A 21,629-nucleotide genomic window follows, 5' to 3' on the forward strand; every position below is an offset into this window, starting at 1 on the left:
CTCAATGCTCCCGGCTGGCAAAGTCGATACGTGGATCGACCAGGGTGTAGGTGAGGTCGCCGATCAGTTTCACGATCAGCCCCAGCAGGGTGAAGATAAACAGCGTGCCGAACACCACCGGGTAGTCACGGTTGATCGCCGCTTCAAAGCTCATCAGGCCCAGGCCGTCGAGGGAGAAGATCACCTCCACCAGCAACGAGCCGGTAAAGAAGATGCCAATGAAGGCCGAAGGGAAACCGGCGATCACCAGCAGCATGGCGTTGCGGAACACGTGGCCATACAGCACGCGGCGATTGGTCAGGCCCTTGGCCTTGGCGGTGACCACGTACTGCTTGTTGATCTCGTCGAGAAAGCTGTTCTTGGTCAGCAGGGTCATGGTCGCGAAGTTGCCGATCACCAGGGCGGTGACGGGCAGCGCCAGGTGCCAGAAGTAATCGAGGATCTTGCCGCCCCAACTCAACTCCTCGAAGTTGTTGGAGGTGAGCCCGCGCAAGGGGAACCAGTCGAAATAACTGCCACCGGCAAACACCACGATCAGCAGAATCGCAAACAGGAACGCCGGTATCGCGTAGCCGACGATGATCGCCGAGCTGGTCCACACATCGAAATGGCTGCCGTGGCGCGTGGCCTTGGCGATCCCCAGGGGGATGGACACCAGGTACATGATCAAGGTGCTCCACAACCCGAGGGAAATGGACACCGGCATCTTCTCCTTGATCAGGTCGATGACCTTGGCGTCTCGGAAAAAGCTGTCACCGAAGTCCAGCTGGGCGTAGTTCTTGACCATGATCCACAAGCGTTCCGGCGCCGACTTGTCGAAGCCGTACATCTTTTCGATTTCCTTGATCAGCGCCGGGTCCAGGCCCTGGGCGCCACGGTAGCTGGAACCGGCCACCGCGACTTCGGCGCCGCCGCCAGCAATGCGGCTGGTGGCGCCGTCGAAGCCTTCGAGCTTGGCGATCATCTGCTCCACCGGGCCGCCGGGAGCGGCCTGGATGATGACAAAGTTGATCAACAAGATCCCGAACAGCGTGGGAATGATCAGCAACAGGCGGCGAACAATATAGGCCAGCATTTAATCGCCTCCGCTCGCCGCATCGGCGCGTGTGTCCAGGGGTACGGCAGGTGTGACGTCGGGTTTGCTCCACCAGGTCGCGGTGCCGACGTCGTAGCGTGGCGAGACCTTGGGGTGGCCCAGGTGGTCCCAGTACGCGACGCGAAAGGTCTTGATGTGCCAGTTGGGAATCACGTAGTAACCAAACTGCAGCACACGATCCAGCGCCCTGGCGTGGGCGATCAGGCTTTGCCGCGAACCGGCGTCGATCAGCTCTTCCACCAACTGGTCGACCGCGGGGTCCTTGAGGCCCATGTAGTTGCGGCTGCCGGGCTTGTCGGCGCTGGAGGATTTCCAGAACTCGCGCTGCTCGTTACCCGGCGAGGTGGATTGCGGGAAGCTGCCCACCAGCATGTCGAAGTCGCGCGAGCGCAGGCGGTTGACGAACTGTGAGACGTCCACGCGACGAATCACCAGGTCGATGCCCAGGTCTGCCAGGTTGCGCTTGAACGGCAGCAGGATGCGCTCGAACTCGGTCTGGGCCAGCAAAAACTCTATGTTCACTGGCTTGCCGGCGCTGTCGACCATTTTGTCGTCAACAATCTTCCAGCCCGCTTCCTGCAGAAGTTGGTAGGCCTCGCGTTGCTGGGTGCGGATCATGCCGCTGCCGTCGGTGTGGGACGGTTCGAATGCCTGGGTGAAGACTTCGCCAGGGATCTTGTCGCGCAGCGGCTCGAGAATCGCCAGCTCGTCCGGACCGGGTAGGCCGGTGGCGGCCATTTCCGAGTTTTCGAAATAGCTGCGGGTACGGGTGTAGGCACCGTTGAACAGCTGTTTGTTGCTCCATTCGAAATCCAGCAGCAGGCTGATGGCCTTGCGCACCCGCACGTCCTGGAACATCGGCTTGCGCATGTTGAACACAAAACCCTGCATGCCGGTGGGGTTGCCGTTGGGAATTTCTTCCTTGATCAATCGGCCTTCTTTCACCGCTGGAATGTTGTAGGCATTGGCCCAGTTCTTGGCGCTGAATTCCAGCCAGTAGTCGAACTGCCCGGCCTTCAAGGCTTCCAGGGAGACAGTGCTGTCGCGGTAGTAATCGGTGATGCGGGTATCGAAGTTGTAGAAGCCCTTATTGACCGGCAGGTCCTTGGCCCAATAATCCTTGACCCGCTCGTAGCGAATCATGCGGCCCGGCTTGACCTCGGCCACTTGGTAAGGCCCGCTGCCCAGGGGGATTTCCAGGTTGCCCTTGGAAAAATCCCGGCTGGCCCACCAGTGTTTGGGCAGTACTGGCAACTGCCCAAGGATCAACGGCAACTCGCGGTTGTTGGTGCGCTTGAACTTGAACAGCACGCGCAACGGGTCTTCGGCCACGACTTCATCGACGTCGGCGTAGTAGTTGCGGTACAGCGGGTTGCCTTCCTTGATCAGGGTCTGGAAGGTAAACACTACGTCTTCGGCGCGTATCGGGTGGCCGTCATGGAAGCGCGCTTCGGGGCGCAGATAGAAGCGCACCCAGCTGTTGTCCGGGGCTTTTTCGATCTTGCCGGCCACCAGGCCGTATTCGGTGATGGGTTCGTCCAGGCTTTGCATGGCCAGGGTGTCGTAGATCAGTGGCAGGTTGTCTGCCGGTACGCCCTTGCTGATATAGGGGTTGAGGCTGTCGAAGCCGCCCATGGCTGATTCACGGAAGGTTCCGCCCTTGGGGGCGTCGGGGTTTACATAGTCAAAATGCTTGAAGTCGGCGGGGTACTTGGGGGGCTCGTTGTAGAGAGTCAGCGCATGCTGAGGCGCGGCGTGCGCCGCGGTGCACAGCAACAGGCTGGCGAGCAGGGTAGTACGCAAGGACATCATTGGGCTTTCTCCGAAGCTTTCAGCCACCATGCGCTCAGGCCCAGGCTGTAGGGCGGCGTGGTGACGAAGGCGAACCGGTTGCGGTACGCCAGGCGATGATAGTTGAGGTACCAGTTGGGGATGCTGTAGTGCTGCCACAGCAGCACCCGGTCCAGGGCGCGGCCGGCAGCCAGTTGTTCTTCGCGGGTCTGCGCCGCCAGCAGTTGGTCCAGCAGGTGGTCGACCACCGGGTTGGCGATACCGGCGTAATTCTTGCTGCCTTTGATTGCGGCCTGGCTGGAGTGGAAGTACTGCCACTGCTCAAGGCCGGGGCTCAAGGTCTGGTTGAGAGTCATCAGAATCATGTCGAAATCGAATTGATCGAGGCGCTGTTTGTACTGTGCGCGGTCAACGGTACGCAAGCGGGCGTCGATGCCGATGCGGGTCAGATTTTCGACATAGGGTTGCAGGATGCGCTCGAGGTTCGGGTTGACCAGCAGGATTTCCAGGCGCAGCGGTTGCCCGTCCTTATCCAGCAGGCGCTGCCCCGACAGTTTCCAGCCGGCCTCGCTGAGCAGGGCCAGGGCCTGGCGCAGGGTTTCGCGAGGGATGCCGCGACCATCGGTGTGCGGCAGGCTGAACGGTTGGGTAAACAGCGTGGCCGGCAGTTGGTCGCGGTAGGGCGAGAGCATTAACCACTCATGGCCCACGGGCAGGCCGGTGGCCGAGAATTCACTGTTGGGGTAATAGCTCACCGAACGCTTGTAGGCGCTGCTGAACAGCGTGCGGTTGGTCCATTCAAAATCGAACATCAACCCCAGGGCTTCACGCACTTTGGCCTGGCTGAACGCCGGTCGCCGGGTATTCATGAACAGGCCCTGGCTCTGGGTGGGGATCTGATGGGCGATCTGCGCCTTGATCACATCGCCGCGGTTGACCGCCGGGAAGTTGTAGCCGGTGGCCCAGTTCTTGGCCTGATGCTCGATATAAATGTCGAATTCACCGGCCTTGAAGGCTTCAAAGGCCACGTCGCTGTCGCGATAGAACTCCACTTCGACCTTGTCGTAGTTATAGAAACCCTGGTTGACCGGCAGGTCTTTGCCCCAGTAATCCTTGACCCGTTCAAACACCAGTTGCCGCCCAGGCGCAACCTTGGTGATGCGGTAGGGCCCACTGCCCAGGGGCGGCTCGAAGGTGGTGGCCTTGAAGTCACGGTTTTTCCAATAGTGCTGGGGCAGCACCGGCAACTCGCCCAGGCGCAGGATCAGCAAGGGGTTGCCGGCGCGCTTGAACACAAAGCGGATACGGTGAGGGTTGAGGATATCGACCCGGGCCACTTCCTGCAGGTTGGTGCGGTACTGCGGGTGGCCTTCGGTCAGCAGGGTGCGATAGGAGAACGCCACGTCATCGGCGGTGATCGGCTTGCCGTCGTGAAAGTGCGCTTCGGGGCGCAGGTTGAACACCACCCAACTGCGGTCCTCGCTGTATTCCACCGATTGGGCAATCAGGCCGTAACTGGAGGTGGGTTCATCGCCGGACGGCGCGTATTGCCCAGTGCCCACCATCAAGGGTTCATTGAGCTCGTTGACACCGTACTGCAGGAAATTGGCGGTGGAAACCGGGCTTGAACCTTTGAAGGTGTAGGGGTTGAGCGTATCGAAGGTGCCAAATGCCATCACCCGCAATGTCCCGCCTTTGGGCGCTGCAGGGTTTACCCAATCGTAATGGGTGAATTTGGCCGGGTACTTGAGTGTGCCGAACTGCGCATAACCGTGGCTTTCGGTGATCGTCGCGTTCGCCGCAAAGCTCAAGGCCAGGCTTATTAATAGAAGGAGGGGACGCTTCAAGTCAGAGATCCGATCCAGGCGGCTTGGGCTTTATGATCGGTACAGTAACAGCTTGTTCCGGTTGGAAAAAGGCTGTCGGGAAGGCCATTTTGCGGACTGCAAGCTATTGGACGGTGTGAAGGTCAAATGTGGGAGCTGGCTTGCCTGCGATAGCATCACTGCGGTCTGACTGATAGACCGAGGTGCCTGCATCGCAGGCAAGCCAGCTCCCACACAAGCCAGCTCTCCCCGAGGTATTAGCGCGGCCCGGAAACCACCAGCATCTGCCCAGGCTTCAATGCCTGGCCGGTGCGCGGGTTCCAACGCTTGAGATGTTGCATCTCGACATTGAAACGCTTGGCCACCATGTACAGCGAGTCACCTTTCTTGACCTTGTACTGCACCGGTTTTTTCGCCGCGACTTTACGCGTGTCCTGCATCACCAGGGTCTGGCCGACCTTGAGGGCCTGGCCGTTGAGCTTGTTCCAGCGCTGCAGGTCATGCACATCGACCTTGTTGACCTTGGCGATCAACGTGAGGTTGTCGCCACTGCGTACCTTGTAGCTGCGGGTCCGCCCGGCGACCGCCTTGGTCTCGACTTCGTCGAACACCGGCTTTTTCGGGCGCATACTCAGCAATTCTTCCGGCTTCATCGTCGAAAGGGTGCTGGTCAGCAGTTGGGCCTTGGAGGTTGGTACCAGCAGATGCTGGGGGCCATCCAGAGTGGTGCGTTGTTTCAAGGCTGGGTTGAGCTGGAACAGTTCGTCTTCGTCGATCTCGGCCAGCGCGGCAACCCGTGACAGGTCCATGCTTTGCTTGACTTCAACGACCTCGAAGTACGGCGTGTTAGCAATTGGGTTCAGGTTGACGCCATAGGCCTCGGGCGCCAGTACTACCTGGGACAAGGCCAGGAACTTGGGCACATAGTCCTTGGTTTCCTGAGGCAGGGGCAGGTTCCAGTAGTCAGTGGGCAGGCCGAGCTTTTCGTTGCGCTCGATTGCCCGGCTGACCGTGCCTTCGCCGGCGTTATAGGCCGCCAGGGCCAGCAGCCAGTCGCCGTTGAACATGTCATGCAGACGCGTCAGATAGTCCAGGGCGGCGGTGGTGGAGGCCGTGATGTCGCGGCGGCCATCGTAGGCGCGGGTCTGGCGCAGGTTGAAGTAGCGCCCGGTGGAGGGAATGAACTGCCACAAGCCCACCGCATCGCTGCGCGAATAGGCCATTGGGTTGTAGGCACTTTCAATCACTGGCAGCAGCGCCAGCTCCAGGGGCATGTTGCGTTCTTCAAGGCGCTCGACGATGTAATGAATGTAGAGGCTGCCGCGTTCGCCGGCATTCTCCAGAAAGGAGGGGTTACTGGCGAACCACAGGCGCTGTTGCTCGATGCGCGGGTTGACGCCGACACCGTCCTGCAATTGAAAGCCCCGACGCATGCGTTCCCAGACGTCCTGGGGTACTTCGGGGCTGGGCTTCTCTGATAGCCAAATAGGTTTTTGCTTGATCTTGGCAGCAAGATTCGGTTTGGGTTGCACGGTGGATTGTGCAGCGTAATTGGTCGATTGGCAGCCCGCCAGAGTCGCGGAAACGGCCACCGCCACGGCTTGAGCCAGGCGGGTCAATGCGTCTGAAGAAATGGATTTACGAATAGATGACGACATTGGCTGGAAGTAAGTTCCGGGCAAAAATGTCGGGCGATTCTAGAAAGCGCTTTGGTTCCGGTCAACCATTCAGAAATTACGTATCAGATTGCATCTGGTTAGAACTTATCTTTCCAAGCCCTCAAGCTAGCAAACACCTCGGCCCCAGAGCGGTTGTCGCGGCCGTTCCGTTCGTCCGCTTTTTGTTTAACGGATGTTTCAGCGGTGCGCAGAAAAGGGTTAGTACGTTTTTCCAGGGCCAGGTTGGAGGGCAGCGTCATCTCGCCACGGGCGCGAAGTTGGGCGACATTTTCCACACGTTCGGCGATGTCGGCATTGTGCGGTTCCACGGCTTGGGCAAATTTCAAGTTACTTTGCGTGTATTCATGGGTGCAGTACACCTGCGTATCGCCGGGCAGGGCGGCCAGGCGTTCCAGAGAGTTGTACATCTGTTCGGGTGTACCTTCGAACAGGCGACCGCAACCGGCGGCGAACAAGGTATCGCCACACAGCAATACGCCTTGGTGATAAAAGGCGATGTGGCCGAGGGTGTGGCCTGGCACGGCGTACACGTCGAAGTCCCAGCCCAGCACGCGGATATGGTCGTTATCGTGCAAGGCCACATCCCGCGCCGGGATCTTTTCGTTGGCAGGGCCATAAACCTTGGCGCCGGTGGCATTTTTCAGTTGCTCGACACCGCCTACATGATCATGGTGATGATGGGTAACCAGTATGTCGCTGAGGCGCCACTCGGCATTCTGCTTGAGCCAGGCCAGTACTGGCGCGGCATCGCCGGGGTCGACCACGGCGCAGCGCCGGGTCGTGGGGTCTTGTAACAACCAGATGTAGTTGTCGGTGAAGGCGGGTAGGGCACTGATCTGTATCATTCTTCGATTCGCCAAGCTGAACACATTGGTGCATCTTAGAACGTCTAGGCGAGTTGGAGAATGCAATGACTGATAAAGCGTTCGCCCAGGCCGATCCTGAGTGGCTGGCCCTGATCAGCGCCGCCCGCGAATGGTTGTCCGGGCCGATTGGGCAGTTTTTGCTGGAAGAAGAGCGGCGCATGCTCGAAGACGAGCTGGGCCGGTTCTTTGGTGGCTACCTGGTGCATTACGGGCCGTCGGCCGACACGCCGCCCTCGGCACCGCAGGTGCAACGCAATGTGCGCCTGGGTGCACCGTTGCCGGGCGTGGAGATCGTCTGCGAGGAACAGGCCTGGCCCTTGAGCGAACACGCCGCCGATGTAGTGGTGTTGCAGCACGGCCTGGATTTCTGCCTGTCGCCCCACGGTTTGTTGCGCGAAGCGGCGAGCAGCGTGCGCCCTGGTGGCCATTTGCTGATTGTCGGCATCAACCCCTGGAGCAGTTGGGGCCTGCGCCGTGTGTTCGCCCATGACGGACTGCGTCAGGCGCGTTGCATCGCGCCATCACGGGTGGGCGACTGGCTCAACCTGCTGGGCTTCGCGCTGGAGAAACGCCGCTTCGGGTGCTATCGTCCGCCGCTTGCGACGGCCAAGTGGCAGGGCCGCCTGGCCGGTTGGGAACGCCGCGCAGGGGCCTGGCAGCTGTCGGGTGGCGGCTTCTATTTGCTGGTTGCACGCAAGATCGTGGTCGGGCTGCGACCGGTGCAACAAGTGCGCCGCGAGCCGATCGGCAAGCTCGTGCCAATGCCGTTGGCCAAGGTCAACCGCGAACAACGCGAACCGTAAAACCTCTTTTTGATTTCAGGCCGAATAACCGATGACCGATAGCGTAGAACTCTTCACCGATGGAGCCTGCAAGGGCAACCCCGGCCCGGGCGGCTGGGGCGCCTTGCTGGTGTGCAAGGGCGTGGAGAAGGAACTGTGGGGCGGCGAAGCCAATACCACCAATAACCGCATGGAACTGATGGGCGCGATTCGCGGCCTCGAAGAACTCAAGCGGCGCTGCAACGTACTCCTGGTGACCGACTCGCAGTATGTGATGAAGGGCATCAACGAGTGGATGGTCAACTGGAAAAAACGTGGCTGGAAGACAGCGGCCAAGGAGCCGGTCAAGAACGCCGACCTGTGGCAATTGCTCGATGAACAGTGCAACCGTCACGACATCACCTGGAAATGGGTACGCGGGCACATTGGGCACCCTGGCAACGAGCGCGCCGACCAGTTGGCCAACCGTGGCGTGGATGAAGTGCGCGGCTACAAGCAGAGCTGAGTCAGCGACACCGCAGCGGCCGCTCGAGCCGCTGCTTCACCGCCGCCATCGCGTGTGGCGAATCTACCAGCACGGCATTGAGCTTCAGGCAGGCAGACGTTGGCCTGATCACAAACATCCCGTGATTGTTGTCGCTTACAGAGCCAGGATCGCACGGGCGAGTTGTTCGTCCGTGTATCGCAGATCCACTCTCGTCTGGCGAATATGCCGCAAGGCTGACTCTAGTTGAGCACCGCGTATTGCACCTTCGCTTGCGACGAACGATGCGGCATCGGCCTTGGCCGCCAGCACAATCTTGTCGTCCTTGAAGCTGCTGCTGGTGCCGCCCGTGGCACTCATCGACAGGCTCACCAAGGCGTCAGTGGTCATCACGAAACTGGTGGCTTGCGCACCGGCAGCGCTGAACAGGCAGGGGATGAACAGCCATTTCAGGTTGAACATGAGTCAGTGAATTCCGTATCTGGAGGAGGCGCGCAGGTTAGCGGCGAGGGACGTAGAAAACCGCAGCAAGTTTGCGAAACCTTGTAAATAACTGTTGGGTGTCCACCGGTGATTGGGTGCCATGGGCGCTTCGTTTACAGAGCGTGCTAATATCCCGCCCCTTGAACTGTACCGAACCGTTGAGAGCTGAACCCTGATGGCCATCCGATCTGTTGTACTCGATACCGAAACCACCGGCATGCCGGTGACCGATGGTCACCGGATCATCGAAATCGGCTGTGTCGAACTGATGGGGCGCCGCCTGACCGGCCGCCACTTCCACGTCTACCTGCAACCGGACCGCGACAGTGACGAGGGCGCGATTGGCGTCCACGGCATCACTGACGAATTCCTCAAGGGCAAGCCGCGCTTCGCCGAAGTGGCCGATGAGTTCTTCGAATTCATCAATGGCGCCCAGTTGATCATCCATAACGCGGCGTTCGACATCGGCTTCATCAACAACGAATTTGCCCTGATGGGGCAGGCCGACCGTGCAGACATCTCCCAGCACTGCACGATCCTCGATACCCTGATGATGGCCCGCGAGCGTCACCCGGGCCAGCGCAACAGCCTTGATGCCTTGTGCAAGCGCTATGGCGTCGACAACTCCGGCCGTGAACTCCACGGCGCCTTGCTTGACTCCGAGATCCTGGCCGACGTTTACCTGACCATGACCGGCGGGCAGACCAGCCTGTCCCTGGCCGGTAATGCATCCGATGGCAGCGGTTCGGCTGAAGGTTCGGGCAACCGCCCTTCGGAAATCCGCCGCTTGCCGGCTGATCGCAAGCCGACGCCGATCATCCGCGCCAGCGAGCAGGACCTGGCCGAGCATGCGGCGCGGCTGGAGGCGATTGCCAAGGCGGCCGGTGCGCCGGCGTTGTGGACTCAACTCACCCAGCAATAACCGCTCATGTAGGAGCAGGCTTGCAGCCATGGGTACTTACACAGTTGCATCTGTGGCGAGGGAGCTTGCTCCCGTGACGGCCTGCCAGCCAACACCTATCTACCTGACGCTGCGCGATCAAACTGTGGGAGCTGGCTTGCCTGCGATAGCGGCCTGCCAGCCAACGCCTATCGACCTGACGCCCCGCGATCAAATTGTGGGAGCGGGCTTGCTCGCGAATGCGGCCTGACTGTCAACACGGTTGGATTGAGTACATATCCATTGCTGCGGTAACGGCCATTTAGCGTTCCGCTCTGACAGCGGGTCACTTTGGAAAAGCCGGAATGCCGGCCCAGCCCACCGACATTTGGATTGCGGAGCCTCAGGTAGATAAGTGTCGGCTGGCAGGCCGTCATCGCAGGCAAGCCAGCTCCCACAGTTTGATCGCGGGGTGTCAGGTAGGTATGGCCCAGCTGGCAGGCCGTCACGGGAGCAAGCTCCCTCGCCACAGGTTCAACGCCGTACCGACGGTTATGCAGGTACCTCTCGACCACCTGTGAAATCTTCATTCGCCACTTTTGCTTCCAGCTTCTACCCTTGTGCAAAGCCTCCGGAGTAAGAGTGCTCATGTACAAAGACCTGAAGTTCCCTGTTCTGATCGTGCACCGTGACATCAAGGCCGACACCGTTGCCGGTGACCGGGTTCGAGGCATCGCCAGGGAGTTGGAACAGGAGGGCTTCAGTATTTTTTCTGCGGTGGACTACGCCGAGGGGCGGCTGGTGGCCGCTACCCATCACGGTCTGGCCTGCATGCTGATAGCCGCCGAAGGCGCCGGGGAAAACACCCATCTGTTGCAGAACATGGTGGAGTTGATTCGCTTGGCGCGCCTGCGCGCACCCAACCTGCCGATTTTTGCGCTGGGCGAGCAAGTCACCCTGGAAAACGCGCCCGCCGATGCCATGAGCGAGCTCAACCAGCTGCGCGGCATTCTTTATCTGTTCGAAGACACCGTGCCGTTTCTGGCGCGCCAGGTCGCCCGCGCCGCACGCACGTACCTGGATGGCCTGTTGCCGCCGTTCTTCAAGGCGCTGGTGCAACACACCGCCGATTCCAATTATTCCTGGCACACCCCCGGTCATGGCGGTGGCGTGGCCTATCGCAAAAGCCCGGTGGGGCAGGCGTTTCATCAGTTCTTCGGGGAAAACACCCTGCGCTCTGACTTGTCGGTGTCGGTGCCCGAACTGGGCTCGCTGCTCGATCACACCGGGCCTTTGGCCGAAGCAGAGGCACGCGCCGCGCGCAACTTTGGCGCCGACCATACGTTCTTCGTGATCAACGGCACGTCCACCGCCAACAAGATCGTCTGGCATTCCATGGTGGGGCGCGATGACCTGGTGCTGGTAGACCGCAATTGCCACAAGTCGGTGTTGCATTCGATCATCATGACCGGCGCGATCCCGCTGTACCTGTGCCCGGAGCGCAACGAGCTGGGGATCATCGGCCCGATCCCCCTGAGCGAATTCAGCCCTGAGTCGATCCGCGCCAAGATCGACGCCAGCCCCTTGACCCGTGGGCGACCACCGAAAGTGAAATTGGCGGTGGTGACCAACTCCACCTATGACGGCCTGTGTTACAACGCCGAACTGATCAAGCAGCAACTGGGCAACAGTGTCGAGGTGCTGCATTTTGATGAGGCCTGGTATGCCTACGCCGCCTTTCACGAGTTCTTCGCCGGGCGTTATGGCATGGGTACCTCGCGCACGCCGGACAGCCCCTTGGTGTTCACCACCCACAGTACGCATAAGTTGCTGGCGGCATTCAGCCAGGCGTCGATGATCCACGTACAGGACGGCGGCGCACGGCAACTGGACCGTGACCGCTTCAATGAAGCCTTCATGATGCATATCTCCACCTCGCCGCAATACAGCATCATCGCGTCGCTGGATGTGGCCTCGGCAATGATGGAAGGCCCGGCCGGACGCTCGCTGCTTCAGGAAATGTTCGACGAGGCCTTGAGTTTTCGTCGCGCCCTGGCCAACTTGCGCCAGCATATCGCGGCGGAAGACTGGTGGTTTTCCATCTGGCAGCCACCCTCGGTCGCGGGTATCGACCGGGTCGCCACTGCGGATTGGCTATTGCACCCTGGGGATGAGTGGCATGGCTTTGGCGACGTTGTTGAAGACTACGTGCTGCTGGACCCGATCAAAGTCACACTGGTGATGCCTGGCCTCAACGCCGGTGGGGCATTGAGCGAGTGTGGGATTCCCGCTGCAGTGGTCAGCAAGTTCCTCTGGGAGCGCGGGCTGGTGGTGGAGAAGACTGGGCTGTATTCGTTTCTCGTGCTGTTTTCCATGGGCATTACCAAAGGTAAATGGAGCACCTTGCTCACCGAGCTGCTGGAGTTCAAGCGTAGCTACGATGCCAATGTCAGCCTGGCCACTTGCTTGCCGTCGGTGTATGCCCAAGGCCCGGCACGTTATCAAGGCCTGGGGCTGCGCGACCTTTGCGACCAGTTGCACAGCTGTTACCGTAGCAATGCCACGGCCAGGCACCTCAAGCGTATGTATACGGTATTGCCGCAAATCGCGATGAAACCCGCCGATGCCTACGACCAGTTGGTCAGGGGCGAGGTGGAGGCGGTCTGCATCGATGCCTTGGCAGGACGCATCGCTGCCGTGATGCTGGTGCCTTACCCTCCGGGCATACCACTGATCATGCCCGGCGAACGCTTCACCGAGTCAACCCGTTCAATCATCGATTACCTGGCATTTGCCCGCACGTTCGATAGCAGTTTCCCCGGTTTTGTCGCGGATGTGCATGGGCTGCAACACGAAGATGACGGCAGTGGCCGTCGTTATACCGTCGACTGCATCAAGGGTTAAGGAAGTCTATGCAAGCTGTAATGAACCCGAAGTATCCAGGGCTCAGTGTGCGAGTCGCCGACGAAGGTTTTGATGCCTATGTGTGGGGCAATGATTTCAGCTTTGAAGTCAGTGCCTATGGGGTGCCGCAAATGGGCCAGCGCGTCGAACAATGGCCGGTGGAAAAAGTGCTGCCGTACCGCAAGTGCTATGGCATCGACCCGGAAGAGTTCGCCAGTTTCCGTGATGCCGCCGACAGCTCGATCTTCATGGCGTACCTGGATGACCGCGCAGTGGGGCATATCGTGGTCAGCACCAACTGGAACGGTTTCGCCCATGTTGACGAGTTGGCTGTGGCGTTGCCGGCGCGCCGACATGGCGTGGCCAAGTCGTTGTTGGACGTGGCGCAGTTCTGGGCTCGCAAGAAGAACCTGCCGGGCATGATGCTTGAGACCCAGAACAACAACCTCGGCGCCTGTCGCCTGTATGAGCGTTGTGGCTATGTAATGGGCGGCATCGATCACCTGCGTTATCGCGGGATTGACCCGCAAACCCGCGAGGTCGCGATTTTCTGGTATCGGTTGTTCAAGGCGCAGGTGGAGGCTGTCTGACCCCTGTAGGAACGAGCTTGCTCGCGAAAAACGCCAAGGCGCCGCGTTGCATCAGGATGAGCGTGTGATCGTTCACGTTCTTCGCGAGCAAGCTCGCTCCTACGGGGACTTGGTGTCGTTGCCAAGCAGGCTTTCGGCTTTCTGGATGACGATTTCCAGCAGCGCATTCAATGCCGGGGAGGGCGCAGCGTCTTTCAAGGTCAACGCATACAGGCTGACCACTATCGGTGGTGACACCGGGCACGCATCAAGCCCGGACTCTCGTGCACCCAAGGCAGTGAACGGGTCGACAATCGCCAGGCCTTCTCCGGCCTCCACCAACCCGCGCATCATCGGGTAGGTTTGCACCCGCGTCTGCACCACGGGCAGCGGCCGCAGGGCGTGCAGCTTGGCATCCAGCAAGCGGCTGAGCGGGTCATGGCCTTCAAGGCCGATCAGGGACTGGCCGGCCAACTCCTGCAGCGCAATGTATTTTTGCTTGGGCTTTAGCCAGCCATGGGGGGCCAGCAACTGCAATTTGCCTTGGGCCAGCACCGTGCTCTGGATATGGGGATGTTCTGGGTCATGCAGGCTCAGGCCCACATCGGCTTCATGCAACAGCAGGCTGTTGATGATCTCGCCAACTGGCTGGCTCGACAGGTTGCACGGCATGTCCTGGAAGCGTCGACGCAGTGCAGCAATGCTCTGGGGCAACAGTTGGTTGGCCAACGGCGGCGTGCACAGCGCGCGCAGGGGCGGCGCATGATGGTGTTTCAAGCGGCTGGCAAGGCGTTGCAACGGCTCCAGGGCTTCATACAGAGCAGTGATTTGTGCCTGCAATTCCAGGGTTTCCCGGGTGGCCTGCAAACGCCCGCGCACGCTGGCGAACAGCATGAAGCCCAATTGCTGCTCAGCATCCTTGAGAGTGGCGTCTACTTCGCCCACGGGGAGTTGCAACCACTCGGCGGCGGTGCCGAGGTGGCCGGTCTGCAAGATGGCCTGAATCACTTCGATATGACGTAAACGCATGGCCGGAGTCTATGTGCAGTGCGCAGGGGATTCAATGGCGCAGGCCTTCGTGCGCAAAAAAGACTGCCGGGGTCGTCCCGGCCTATGGCGCTCAGCCAGGACCCATTAGAATGGCGGGTCCGATCAGCAACGACCCCTGCCGGTTTCCCGGTACTTAAAATAAAAAACAGGTCTGGTCTCATATGCCTCTACCCTCGACGTTCTTCGGGGTAACGGCCAAGCAACTCGTGGTCCTGGTGACCGTGGGAGGCCTGGCGGCTTACTTCTTCAATCATCAGGATGAACCGACGCCGGACAATCTCGCACTGGAGGCCTTTATTCGCTCGCAGCAACAGGTGGGCGAGCAGGTGGGCGCAGTCGTGGGGATCACACTGGTCAGGGAAGTGGAGGCGTACCCCGCGTACAATGCGGCAGGTTACAAGCGCTCGATGTTTACCGTGCAAGGGGAGCACGGCCAGGTGCTGGTGACGCTCAAGCAAGACGAGCAGGGCATAGAGGTGACGCAGATCCGCCGCCCATGAACGTCCCCAGCCCAGCCGCCAGGACTGAGCAGGTGAACAAGGCAAGCGCTTACGATGCCAGAGTGGTTTCGGACTCGCGCACGAGAATGGTGCCCGACTGGATCAGTTTGAATTCATCACCTTCCAGCTTTTCTACACGGTCGCCAATGGCCAGCTTGTAGGTCGTGGTGGGCGTCGATCCGGCCAGGTCGCCTTGCGCCGGGTTGGATTCTTGAAACTCATGCACCGAATAAACGCGGCCTTCCGCGTCTCTGGCATGAAACTGTCCAACAAGTACTGCAGCCATCTGTTTAGAACCTCTGGAGATAAACACTCGATTTGCGGTTCTGTAGACCGTCAGGGAGCGGGGTAGTTTACCTATAAGAAAAAAATACTATTCGCTGATATTTTCAGACGCTTCCTACGCAAGTGCTTGCACGGAAAACGGCGAGGGAATCCGCACAACCCTCTGGTGAACGCGTCGCGAAGCCTCTATAACTACAAGCTCCTTTATTCAGAAGTCGGGAAACCTCAATGAGCAAGGTCTACACGATTGCCGTCCTGGTGGGCAGCTTGAGAAAAGAGTCGATCAACCGCAAGGTCGCCCTGGCCCTGGCCGAACTGGCCCCTGCCAATCTCAAGTTGAACATTGTTGAAATCGGCGACTTGCCGCTCTACAACGAGGACATCGACGGTGCAACACCGCCCGCAGCCTACAGTACTTTCCGCAAACAAGTGAGTTCATCCGACGCGGTGCTGTTCGTCACCCCCGAATACAACCGCTCCGTGCCGGCGGCCTTGAAAAATGCCATTGACGTGGGCTCGCGCCCATACGGGCAGAGCGCCTGGAGTGGCAAGCCGGGGGCGATCATCAGCGTGTCGCCGGGTGCCATTGGCGGCTTTGGCGCCAACCACCATTTGCGCCAGTCCCTGGTGTTCCTGGATGTGTGGTGCATGCAACAGCCGGAAGCCTATCTGGGCGGGGCAGGCAGTGTGTTCGATGAGGCGGGGAAGGTGTCGGACAAGACCAAGCCGTTCCTGCAGGCATTCATCGATGCCTACGGCAAGTGGGTAGAAAAGCAGAAAGGCTGAAATTAGCCCGGCACCTGTAGGAGCGAGCTTGCTCGCGAAAAACTCGACGACAACGCGTTCATTCAGGATGTCAGCGTTACCGTTAGCGATCTTCGCGAGCAAGCTCGCTCCTACAGTAGGGGGTTATCGCAACCAGTTGGTGCGTGCCAGTTCGATAACCTCATCGCCACGCCCGCTCATCACCGCCTTGAGCATGTACAGGCTGAACCCCTTGGCCTGTTCCAGCTTGATGCTCGGCGGCATCACCAGTTCCTGAGTGGCGGTCACCACATCCACCAACACCGGGCCATCGTGGGCCAGGGCTCGGCGCAGTGCCGGTTCCAGGTCTTCGGATTGCTCCACACGTATGCCCAAAATGCCCATGGCATTGGACATGGCCGCGAAGTCCGGGTTTTTCAGCTCGGTGCCGGTGTCCAGGTAACCCGCAGCCTTCATCTCCATGGCGACAAAGCCCAGGGACGAATTGTTGAACACCACGAGTTTGACCGGCAATTGCAGTTGCGCCAGGGAAATGAAATCCCCCATCAACATGGTGAAACCACCGTCCCCGGACATCGAGATCACCTGCCGTCCAGGGAACGCCGCCTGGGCGCCGATAGCCTGAGGCATGGCGTTGGCCATCGAGCCATGGTTGAACGAGCCGATCAGCCGGCGCTTGCCGTTCATCTTCAGATAACGCGCCGCCCACACGGTGGGTGAGCCGACATCGGCGGTAAAGATCGCATCATCATCGGCCAGTTCGCTGAGCAAGCGCGCCACATACTGGGGATGGATTGGCCGGCCGGCCTTGGACGGTTGCGCCAGGTCATCCAGGCCTTGGCGGGCTTTTTCGTAGTGCTTGAGGGAGGTTTCGAGGAAGCTGCGATCGGTCTTGCGGGTCAGGCGCGGCAACAGCGCGTCGATGGTTTCACTGACGTCGGCGGCGATGCCCAGGTCCAGGGTCGCACGGCGCCCCAGGGCTTGGGGGTTGCGGTCCACCTGGATGATCCTGGCGTCGGTCGGGTAGAACTGGCGATAAGGGAAGTCGGTGCCGAGCATGACCAAGGTGTCGCAATCGAGCATGGCGTGGTAGCCGGAGCTGAAACCGATCAGGCCGGTCATGCCGACGTCGAACGGGTTATCCCACTCCACGTGCTCCTTGCCCCGCAGTGCGTGCACCACCGGCGCGCCGAGGGCGTCGGCCAGCGCCACCACTTGATCGTGGGCACCGGCACAGCCGCTGCCACACAGCAGGGTGACTTTCTCGCTGCTCTGGAGCATGTCGGTGAGGCGCTGCAAGTCCTGCTCAATCGGCACGGTGCGCGGTGCGTGCAAGGCCGGCCACGGCTTGAGCTTATCTTCCACCTCCAACAGCGACACATCCCCCGGAATCACCACCACCGCCACGCCTCGGTTGAGGATCGCCGAACGCATGGCACGGTGCAGCACCTGAGGCATCTGCTCGGGGTTGCTCACCAGCTCGATAAAGTGGCTGCATTCCTTGAACAGCTCCTGGGGATGGGTTTCCTGAAAGTAATTCAGGCCAACCTCCGAGGACGGAATTTGCGCGGCAATCGCCAGCACCGGCACATGGTTGCGATGGCAATCGAACAAACCATTGATCAAATGCAGGTTACCCGGCCCGCAACTGCCGGCGCACACCGTCAACTCGCCGGTGGCCGCCGCTTCGGCACCGGCAGCGAAGGCGGCGACCTCCTCGTGGCGCACATGCATCCACTCGATGCTGTCCATGCTGCGCAGGGCGTCGGTCAGGCCATTGAGGCTGTCGCCGGTGAGCCCCCAGATACGCTTGATACCCGCTTGTTCCAGGGTGGTCGCCAACTGCTGGGCCAGGTTGATTTTCGCCATGAGGAACTCCAATCGTGAGTGAGGTTGAAAAACTGCTGATCAGTAGGGGACAGTTCAATCACGGCGAATGCTCCGCCATTAATGTGAAGATTGCGTCATGCTCGCGCGATACTGCCGCGTACGCCGCGCGATAAACCACTGGTCACAGGCCAATGCCAGCCAGGGCGCAACGTTGGGGTTGGGCAGACGGCCGCGGCTCAGGCGACGCATCTGGTCGCGCACCACGGCGAGGGTGGCGAGGGCGGCCAGCGGTTTGCGCTTCCATTCCATGGGCCGCAGTTGTGGGTTGAGGTCGCGACCTTCACGCCACTGTTTGATCAGTTGCGGCTCCAGGGTCAGGGCGGTGGCGATGCCGGCCATGGCGATGCCGCTGTCCAATACTTGCTGGACCACCGGCAAGCGGCGAATACCTCCGGTCACCATCAGTGGCATGGTGGCGATGCTCGCCATTTGCGTGGCGAAATCCAAAAAGTAGGCTTCACGGGCCAAGGTGCGGCCGTCCCGCGCTTCACCTTGCATGGCCGGCGCTTCATAGCTGCCGCCGGACAACTCAAGCAAATCGATCGGCAGTGTATTGAGCATTTCCACTACAGCGCGTGCATCGGTCTCATCGAAGCCGCCGCGCTGGAAGTCTGCGGAATTGAGCTTCACCGACACACAAAATGAAGGGCTGACGCTGGCACGTACGGCACGGACGACCTCCAGCAGCAGGCGTGCGCGGTTTTCCAAGGGGCCGCCCCAGCGGTCGGTGCGGTGGTTGCTCAAGGGCGAGAGGAACTGACTCAACAAATAGCCATGGGCGCCGTGGATCTGCACCCCGGTGAACCCGGCTTGCTCGGCCAGGCGGGCGCTGGTGGCGAAGCGCTTGATGACGTCCTGGATGTCGTCTTCGGTCATGGCCTTGGGTTTGGCGAACATCTTGGAAAAACTGCCCACATCCAGCGCAATAGCCGAGGGTGCCAACGCTTGTTGACCGAGGTTGGCCATGGTCTGGCGTCCCGGATGGCTGAGCTGTACCCAGAAGTGCACACCTTTGGCCCGGGCTACGTCGGCCCATTCACGAAAACTGGCCAGGTGTTGCTCGTTTTCCAGCGCGACACCGCCAGGGCCGGTCATGGCGCGGCGGTCGATCATCACGTTACCGGTCAACAGTAAGCCGGGCTCGCCGTCGGCCCAGGTCTTGTATAGCTGCTTCAATGCTTTGGACGGTGCCTGATGCAGGTCCGCCATATTCTCTTCCATCGCGGCCTTGGCGATGCGGTTGGCGATGACTTGGCCGTTGGGCAGTTGCAGCGATTCGAACGGTGACATGGGTTAACTCCTGAGCAGGGGAGGTCTCAGGCTAAGCTTAAAGTTAACTTTAATGTCAAGCGGGAGTCGATCACGAAGGATTAACGGGCGACGGAACTGTAGGAACGAGGGGGACGCCCAGTTCTTGCTCGCGAAGAACGGGAGGGCGCCGCTACAGCCAGGCGACCTGCGTTATCGTTCAGGTTTTTCGCGAGCAAGCTCGCTCCTACAGGGACAAGGTGTCAGCGGCGGCGGAACAGCGGCAGTGGTTCATCGGTGGCCGCTTGATAGGTCACCGAGAAATCCTTGAGACTTTCCAGCGCTTCGTACGGGTCTTTGTCCGCGCGCAAGGCGAAGGCATCGAACCCGCAGCGGTGCAGGTAGAACAACTGGTCACGCAGCACGTCGCCAATGGCCCGCAGTTCACCCTTGTAGCCATAACGGTCACGCAGCAGGCGGGCGTTGGAGTAGTTGCGCCCGTCGGTGAAGGCCGGGAAGTTCAGGGCGATGACCTGAAAATGCTGCACGTCATCACCGATTTCTTCGGCTTCTTCATCGGCGTCCAGCCATACACCCAAACCGCCGTCGCGGGCCTTGAGGGCGTGGCCGTGCTCGCGCCACAGGGCCAGCGGCACGATCAGGTCGTCGCAGTTGGAGATGCCGTCGAAGCTCGCGTCCTTGGGCAGCAGGTGCCAGGTTTCGTCGACGACTGCGTTGTTCTTAATGATTCGCTGCATAGACACGCTCCTTGAACAGGTCGATGCCGATGCGCTGGTAGGTGTCGATGAAGCGCTCATCTTCGGTACGCTGTTCGATATACACGTCGATCAGCTTGCCGATCACCTCCGGCATGGCTTCCTGGGCGAAGGATGGGCCGAGGATCTTGCCCAGGCTCGCATCGCGGCTGGCGCTGCCACCCAGGGACACTTGGTAGAATTCTTCGCCTTTCTTGTCCACGCCCAGGATGCCGATGTGGCCGACGTGGTGGTGACCACAAGCGTTCATGCAACCGGAGATGTTCAGGTCCAGCTCGCCGATATCGAACAGGTAATCCAGGTCGTCGAAACGGCGTTGGATCGACTCCGCAATCGGGATCGACTTGGCGTTGGCCAGGGAGCAGAAGTCGCCGCCCGGGCAGCAGATGATATCGGTCAGCAGGCCGATGTTCGGCGTAGCAAAGCCGCCTTCGCGCAGTTCGCCCCACAGGGTGAACAGTTGGCTCTGTTCAACGTCCGCAAGAATGATGTTCTGCTCGTGGGAGGTGCGCAGTTGGCCGAAGCTGTAGCGCTCGGCCAGGTCGGCGACCGCGTCCAGTTGCTTGTCGGTGATGTCGCCAGGTGCAACGCCGGTGGGCTTGAGCGACAGGGTCACTGCCACGTAGCCCGGCTTCTTGTGCGCCAGCGTATTGCGCGTGCGCCAGCGGGCGAAGCCTGGGTGTTGCTGGTCGAGTGCGGCCAACTCGGCGTCCTGATTGCTCAGGGCCTTGTACTCAGGGTCGACGAAGTGCTTGGCGACGCGGTGCACTTCGGCTTCGGTCAGGGTGGTCTGGCCGCCGCGCAGATGTTCCATTTCGGCATCGACTTTCTGGGCAAACACCTCAGGGGTCAGCGCCTTGACCAGGATCTTGATCCGGGCCTTGTACTTGTTGTCGCGACGGCCATAGCGGTTGTAGACCCGCAGGATGGCGTCGAGGTAGCTCAACAGGTCCTGCCACGGCAGGAACTCGTTGATGAACGCACCGACCACCGGCGTACGACCAAGGCCGCCACCCACCAGCACACGGAAGCCCAGCTCGCCTGCAGCGTTGTACACCGGCTCCAGGCCGATATCGTGGACTTCGATGGCGGCGCGGTCCGAGGTCGAGCCATTGATGGCGATCTTGAACTTGCGTGGCAGGTAGGCGAACTCAGGGTGGAAGGTAGTCCACTGGCGCACGATTTCGCACCACGGCCGTGGGTCGATCAACTCGTCGGCAGCGACGCCGGCAAATTGGTCGGTGGTCACGTTGCGCAGGCAGTTACCGCTGGTCTGAATGGCGTGCATCTGCACGGTAGCCAGTTCAGCCAGGATATCCGGCACATCTTCCAGGGCCGGCCAGTTGAACTGCACGTTCTGGCGGGTGCTGATATGGGCATAGCCTTTGTCGAAGTCGCGGGCGATCTTGGCCATCATTCGCGTCTGGCGCGACGTCAGTTGGCCATAGGGCACGGCCACCCTCAGCATCGGCGCAAAGCGCTGAACGTAAAGGCCATTTTGCAGGCGCAGAGGGCGGAACTCTTCTTCGCTCAGTTCACCTGCTAAGTAGCGTCGGGTCTGATCACGGAACTGCTTGACGCGGTCCTCGATGATGCGCTGATCGTATTCGTCGTATACGTACATATAGGTCCTGTTCTCGGCAAATCTGCGCGCACGGCCGCGCACTCCCAACGGAGCCGGCGCACGATACCAGTTTGCGTATATGCGCAAAAGTGATGTTTGGGTATATGCACATAACCAAACTGACTAATGAG

General features: G+C 60.3%; 19 protein-coding genes. 7 read left to right on the forward strand and 12 right to left on the reverse strand.

The features are described 5' to 3' along the window. Position 1: 1 nt before the first annotated feature. The 5 genes from BT204_RS23035 to gloB all read right to left on the reverse strand — a co-directional run bounded on the left by BT204_RS23035 (position 2) and on the right by gloB (position 7,237). Entirely contained in the window at positions 2-1,075 is a 1,074-nt protein-coding gene (locus BT204_RS23035) for a microcin C ABC transporter permease YejB (protein WP_034126078.1), read from the reverse strand. After that, positions 1,076-2,908 carry an extracellular solute-binding protein gene (locus BT204_RS23040; protein ID WP_072448404.1) on the reverse strand — a complete coding sequence of 611 codons (1,833 nt, stop codon included), beginning with the start codon at positions 2,906-2,908 and terminating at the stop codon, positions 1,076-1,078. Continuing rightward, the gene (locus BT204_RS23045) at positions 2,905-4,734 is read right to left on the reverse strand and encodes an extracellular solute-binding protein (RefSeq protein WP_072448406.1); all 1,830 of its coding nucleotides are present in this window, start codon (positions 4,732-4,734) and stop codon (positions 2,905-2,907) included. Before BT204_RS23045 ends, BT204_RS23040 begins: the two co-directional genes overlap by 4 nt. A 236-nt stretch (positions 4,735-4,970) precedes the next feature. Further along, positions 4,971-6,371 (reverse strand): transglycosylase SLT domain-containing protein, encoded by a 1,401-nt coding sequence (locus tag BT204_RS23050; protein WP_072448408.1) that lies wholly within the window; start codon positions 6,369-6,371, stop codon positions 4,971-4,973. Positions 6,372-6,469: 98 nt separating this feature from the next. After that, positions 6,470-7,237: a hydroxyacylglutathione hydrolase gene (gloB, locus tag BT204_RS23055; RefSeq protein WP_072448410.1), complete on the reverse strand. Its 768-nt coding sequence runs from the start codon at positions 7,235-7,237 to the stop codon at positions 6,470-6,472. Positions 7,238-7,302: 65 nt separating this feature from the next. Here gloB and BT204_RS23060 point away from each other — a divergent pair, with 65 nt between their 5' ends. Both BT204_RS23060 and rnhA read left to right on the forward strand, forming a co-directional pair. Further along, positions 7,303-8,061 (forward strand): class I SAM-dependent methyltransferase, encoded by a 759-nt coding sequence (locus tag BT204_RS23060; RefSeq protein WP_003190694.1) that lies wholly within the window; start codon positions 7,303-7,305, stop codon positions 8,059-8,061. A gap of 31 nt (positions 8,062-8,092) precedes the next feature. After that, positions 8,093-8,545 carry a ribonuclease HI gene (rnhA, locus tag BT204_RS23065; protein ID WP_003173571.1) on the forward strand — a complete coding sequence of 151 codons (453 nt, stop codon included), beginning with the start codon at positions 8,093-8,095 and terminating at the stop codon, positions 8,543-8,545. A gap of 135 nt (positions 8,546-8,680) precedes the next feature. Here the strand turns inward: rnhA and BT204_RS23070 are convergent, their stop codons facing one another. After that, on the reverse strand, positions 8,681-8,986 hold the full coding sequence (locus BT204_RS23070) for a DUF2388 domain-containing protein (protein ID WP_014718258.1): 306 nt from the start codon (positions 8,984-8,986) through the stop codon (positions 8,681-8,683). A gap of 202 nt (positions 8,987-9,188) precedes the next feature. On the opposite strand from BT204_RS23070, the gene dnaQ reads away from it, so the two are divergent. The 3 genes from dnaQ (at position 9,189) to BT204_RS23095 (ending at position 13,381) form a co-directional block, all read left to right on the forward strand. After that, positions 9,189-9,929, forward strand: coding sequence for a DNA polymerase III subunit epsilon (dnaQ, locus tag BT204_RS23075; protein WP_164919366.1), 741 nt, complete (start codon positions 9,189-9,191; stop codon positions 9,927-9,929). A 606-nt stretch (positions 9,930-10,535) separates the two neighbouring features. Further along, on the forward strand, positions 10,536-12,791 hold the full coding sequence (locus BT204_RS23090; protein WP_054897499.1) for an Orn/Lys/Arg family decarboxylase: 2,256 nt from the start codon (positions 10,536-10,538) through the stop codon (positions 12,789-12,791). A gap of 20 nt (positions 12,792-12,811) precedes the next feature. Next, positions 12,812-13,381, forward strand: coding sequence for a GNAT family N-acetyltransferase (locus BT204_RS23095; protein WP_054897500.1), 570 nt, complete (start codon positions 12,812-12,814; stop codon positions 13,379-13,381). 99 nt (positions 13,382-13,480) lie between these two features. On the opposite strand, the gene BT204_RS23100 is transcribed toward BT204_RS23095, so the two are convergent. Further along, entirely contained in the window at positions 13,481-14,389 is a 909-nt protein-coding gene (locus BT204_RS23100; protein ID WP_072448413.1) for a LysR substrate-binding domain-containing protein, read from the reverse strand. A gap of 182 nt (positions 14,390-14,571) precedes the next feature. On the opposite strand from BT204_RS23100, the gene BT204_RS23105 reads away from it, so the two are divergent. Further along, on the forward strand, positions 14,572-14,910 hold the full coding sequence (locus BT204_RS23105; RefSeq protein WP_014718262.1) for a hypothetical protein: 339 nt from the start codon (positions 14,572-14,574) through the stop codon (positions 14,908-14,910). A 49-nt stretch (positions 14,911-14,959) separates the two neighbouring features. Here the strand turns inward: BT204_RS23105 and BT204_RS23110 are convergent, their stop codons facing one another. Continuing rightward, the gene (locus BT204_RS23110) at positions 14,960-15,196 is read right to left on the reverse strand and encodes a hypothetical protein (protein ID WP_032874044.1); all 237 of its coding nucleotides are present in this window, start codon (positions 15,194-15,196) and stop codon (positions 14,960-14,962) included. 227 nt (positions 15,197-15,423) lie between these two features. Between BT204_RS23110 and BT204_RS23115 the strand changes: the two genes are divergently transcribed. After that, on the forward strand, positions 15,424-15,981 hold the full coding sequence (locus BT204_RS23115) for an NADPH-dependent FMN reductase (RefSeq protein ID WP_003190705.1): 558 nt from the start codon (positions 15,424-15,426) through the stop codon (positions 15,979-15,981). 123 nt (positions 15,982-16,104) lie between these two features. Here BT204_RS23115 and poxB read toward each other — a convergent pair whose 3' ends face one another. The 4 genes from poxB to BT204_RS23135 all read right to left on the reverse strand — a co-directional run bounded on the left by poxB (position 16,105) and on the right by BT204_RS23135 (position 21,498). Next, the gene (poxB, locus tag BT204_RS23120) at positions 16,105-17,829 is read right to left on the reverse strand and encodes a ubiquinone-dependent pyruvate dehydrogenase (protein WP_054897504.1); all 1,725 of its coding nucleotides are present in this window, start codon (positions 17,827-17,829) and stop codon (positions 16,105-16,107) included. A gap of 78 nt (positions 17,830-17,907) precedes the next feature. Next, positions 17,908-19,140: an NADH:flavin oxidoreductase/NADH oxidase family protein gene (locus tag BT204_RS23125; RefSeq protein ID WP_058410574.1), complete on the reverse strand. Its 1,233-nt coding sequence runs from the start codon at positions 19,138-19,140 to the stop codon at positions 17,908-17,910. Positions 19,141-19,361: 221 nt separating this feature from the next. Further along, positions 19,362-19,856 (reverse strand): DUF934 domain-containing protein, encoded by a 495-nt coding sequence (locus tag BT204_RS23130; RefSeq protein ID WP_003190711.1) that lies wholly within the window; start codon positions 19,854-19,856, stop codon positions 19,362-19,364. Next, positions 19,840-21,498 carry a nitrite/sulfite reductase gene (locus BT204_RS23135; protein WP_003190712.1) on the reverse strand — a complete coding sequence of 553 codons (1,659 nt, stop codon included), beginning with the start codon at positions 21,496-21,498 and terminating at the stop codon, positions 19,840-19,842. Before BT204_RS23135 ends, BT204_RS23130 begins: the two co-directional genes overlap by 17 nt. Between the last annotated feature and the right edge of the window lie 131 nt (positions 21,499-21,629).

Source organism: Pseudomonas sp. NFPP02, assembly GCF_900119355.1.
Classification (GTDB): domain Bacteria; phylum Pseudomonadota; class Gammaproteobacteria; order Pseudomonadales; family Pseudomonadaceae; genus Aquipseudomonas; species Aquipseudomonas paracarnis.

Excerpts from the sequence above, each read along its gene's own strand:
- BT204_RS23035 (WP_034126078.1), bottom strand. The coding sequence starts at position 1,075 with ATGCTGGCCTATATTGTTCGCCGCCTGTTGCTGATCATTCCCACGCTG.
- BT204_RS23040 (WP_072448404.1), bottom strand. The coding sequence starts at position 2,908 with ATGATGTCCTTGCGTACTACCCTGCTCGCCAGCCTGTTGCTGTGCACC.
- BT204_RS23050 (WP_072448408.1), bottom strand. The coding sequence starts at position 6,371 with ATGTCGTCATCTATTCGTAAATCCATTTCTTCAGACGCATTGACCCGC.
- gloB (WP_072448410.1), bottom strand. The coding sequence starts at position 7,237 with ATGATACAGATCAGTGCCCTACCCGCCTTCACCGACAACTACATCTGG.
- BT204_RS23060 (WP_003190694.1), top strand. The coding sequence starts at position 7,303 with ATGACTGATAAAGCGTTCGCCCAGGCCGATCCTGAGTGGCTGGCCCTG.
- rnhA (WP_003173571.1), top strand. The coding sequence starts at position 8,093 with ATGACCGATAGCGTAGAACTCTTCACCGATGGAGCCTGCAAGGGCAAC.
- BT204_RS23070 (WP_014718258.1), bottom strand. The coding sequence starts at position 8,986 with ATGTTCAACCTGAAATGGCTGTTCATCCCCTGCCTGTTCAGCGCTGCC.
- BT204_RS23090 (WP_054897499.1), top strand. The coding sequence starts at position 10,536 with ATGTACAAAGACCTGAAGTTCCCTGTTCTGATCGTGCACCGTGACATC.
- BT204_RS23095 (WP_054897500.1), top strand. The coding sequence starts at position 12,812 with ATGAACCCGAAGTATCCAGGGCTCAGTGTGCGAGTCGCCGACGAAGGT.
- BT204_RS23100 (WP_072448413.1), bottom strand. The coding sequence starts at position 14,389 with ATGCGTTTACGTCATATCGAAGTGATTCAGGCCATCTTGCAGACCGGC.
- BT204_RS23105 (WP_014718262.1), top strand. The coding sequence starts at position 14,572 with ATGCCTCTACCCTCGACGTTCTTCGGGGTAACGGCCAAGCAACTCGTG.
- BT204_RS23110 (WP_032874044.1), bottom strand. The coding sequence starts at position 15,196 with ATGGCTGCAGTACTTGTTGGACAGTTTCATGCCAGAGACGCGGAAGGC.
- BT204_RS23115 (WP_003190705.1), top strand. The coding sequence starts at position 15,424 with ATGAGCAAGGTCTACACGATTGCCGTCCTGGTGGGCAGCTTGAGAAAA.
- poxB (WP_054897504.1), bottom strand. The coding sequence starts at position 17,829 with ATGGCGAAAATCAACCTGGCCCAGCAGTTGGCGACCACCCTGGAACAA.
- BT204_RS23125 (WP_058410574.1), bottom strand. The coding sequence starts at position 19,140 with ATGTCACCGTTCGAATCGCTGCAACTGCCCAACGGCCAAGTCATCGCC.
- BT204_RS23130 (WP_003190711.1), bottom strand. The coding sequence starts at position 19,856 with ATGCAGCGAATCATTAAGAACAACGCAGTCGTCGACGAAACCTGGCAC.
- BT204_RS23135 (WP_003190712.1), bottom strand. The coding sequence starts at position 21,498 with ATGTACGTATACGACGAATACGATCAGCGCATCATCGAGGACCGCGTC.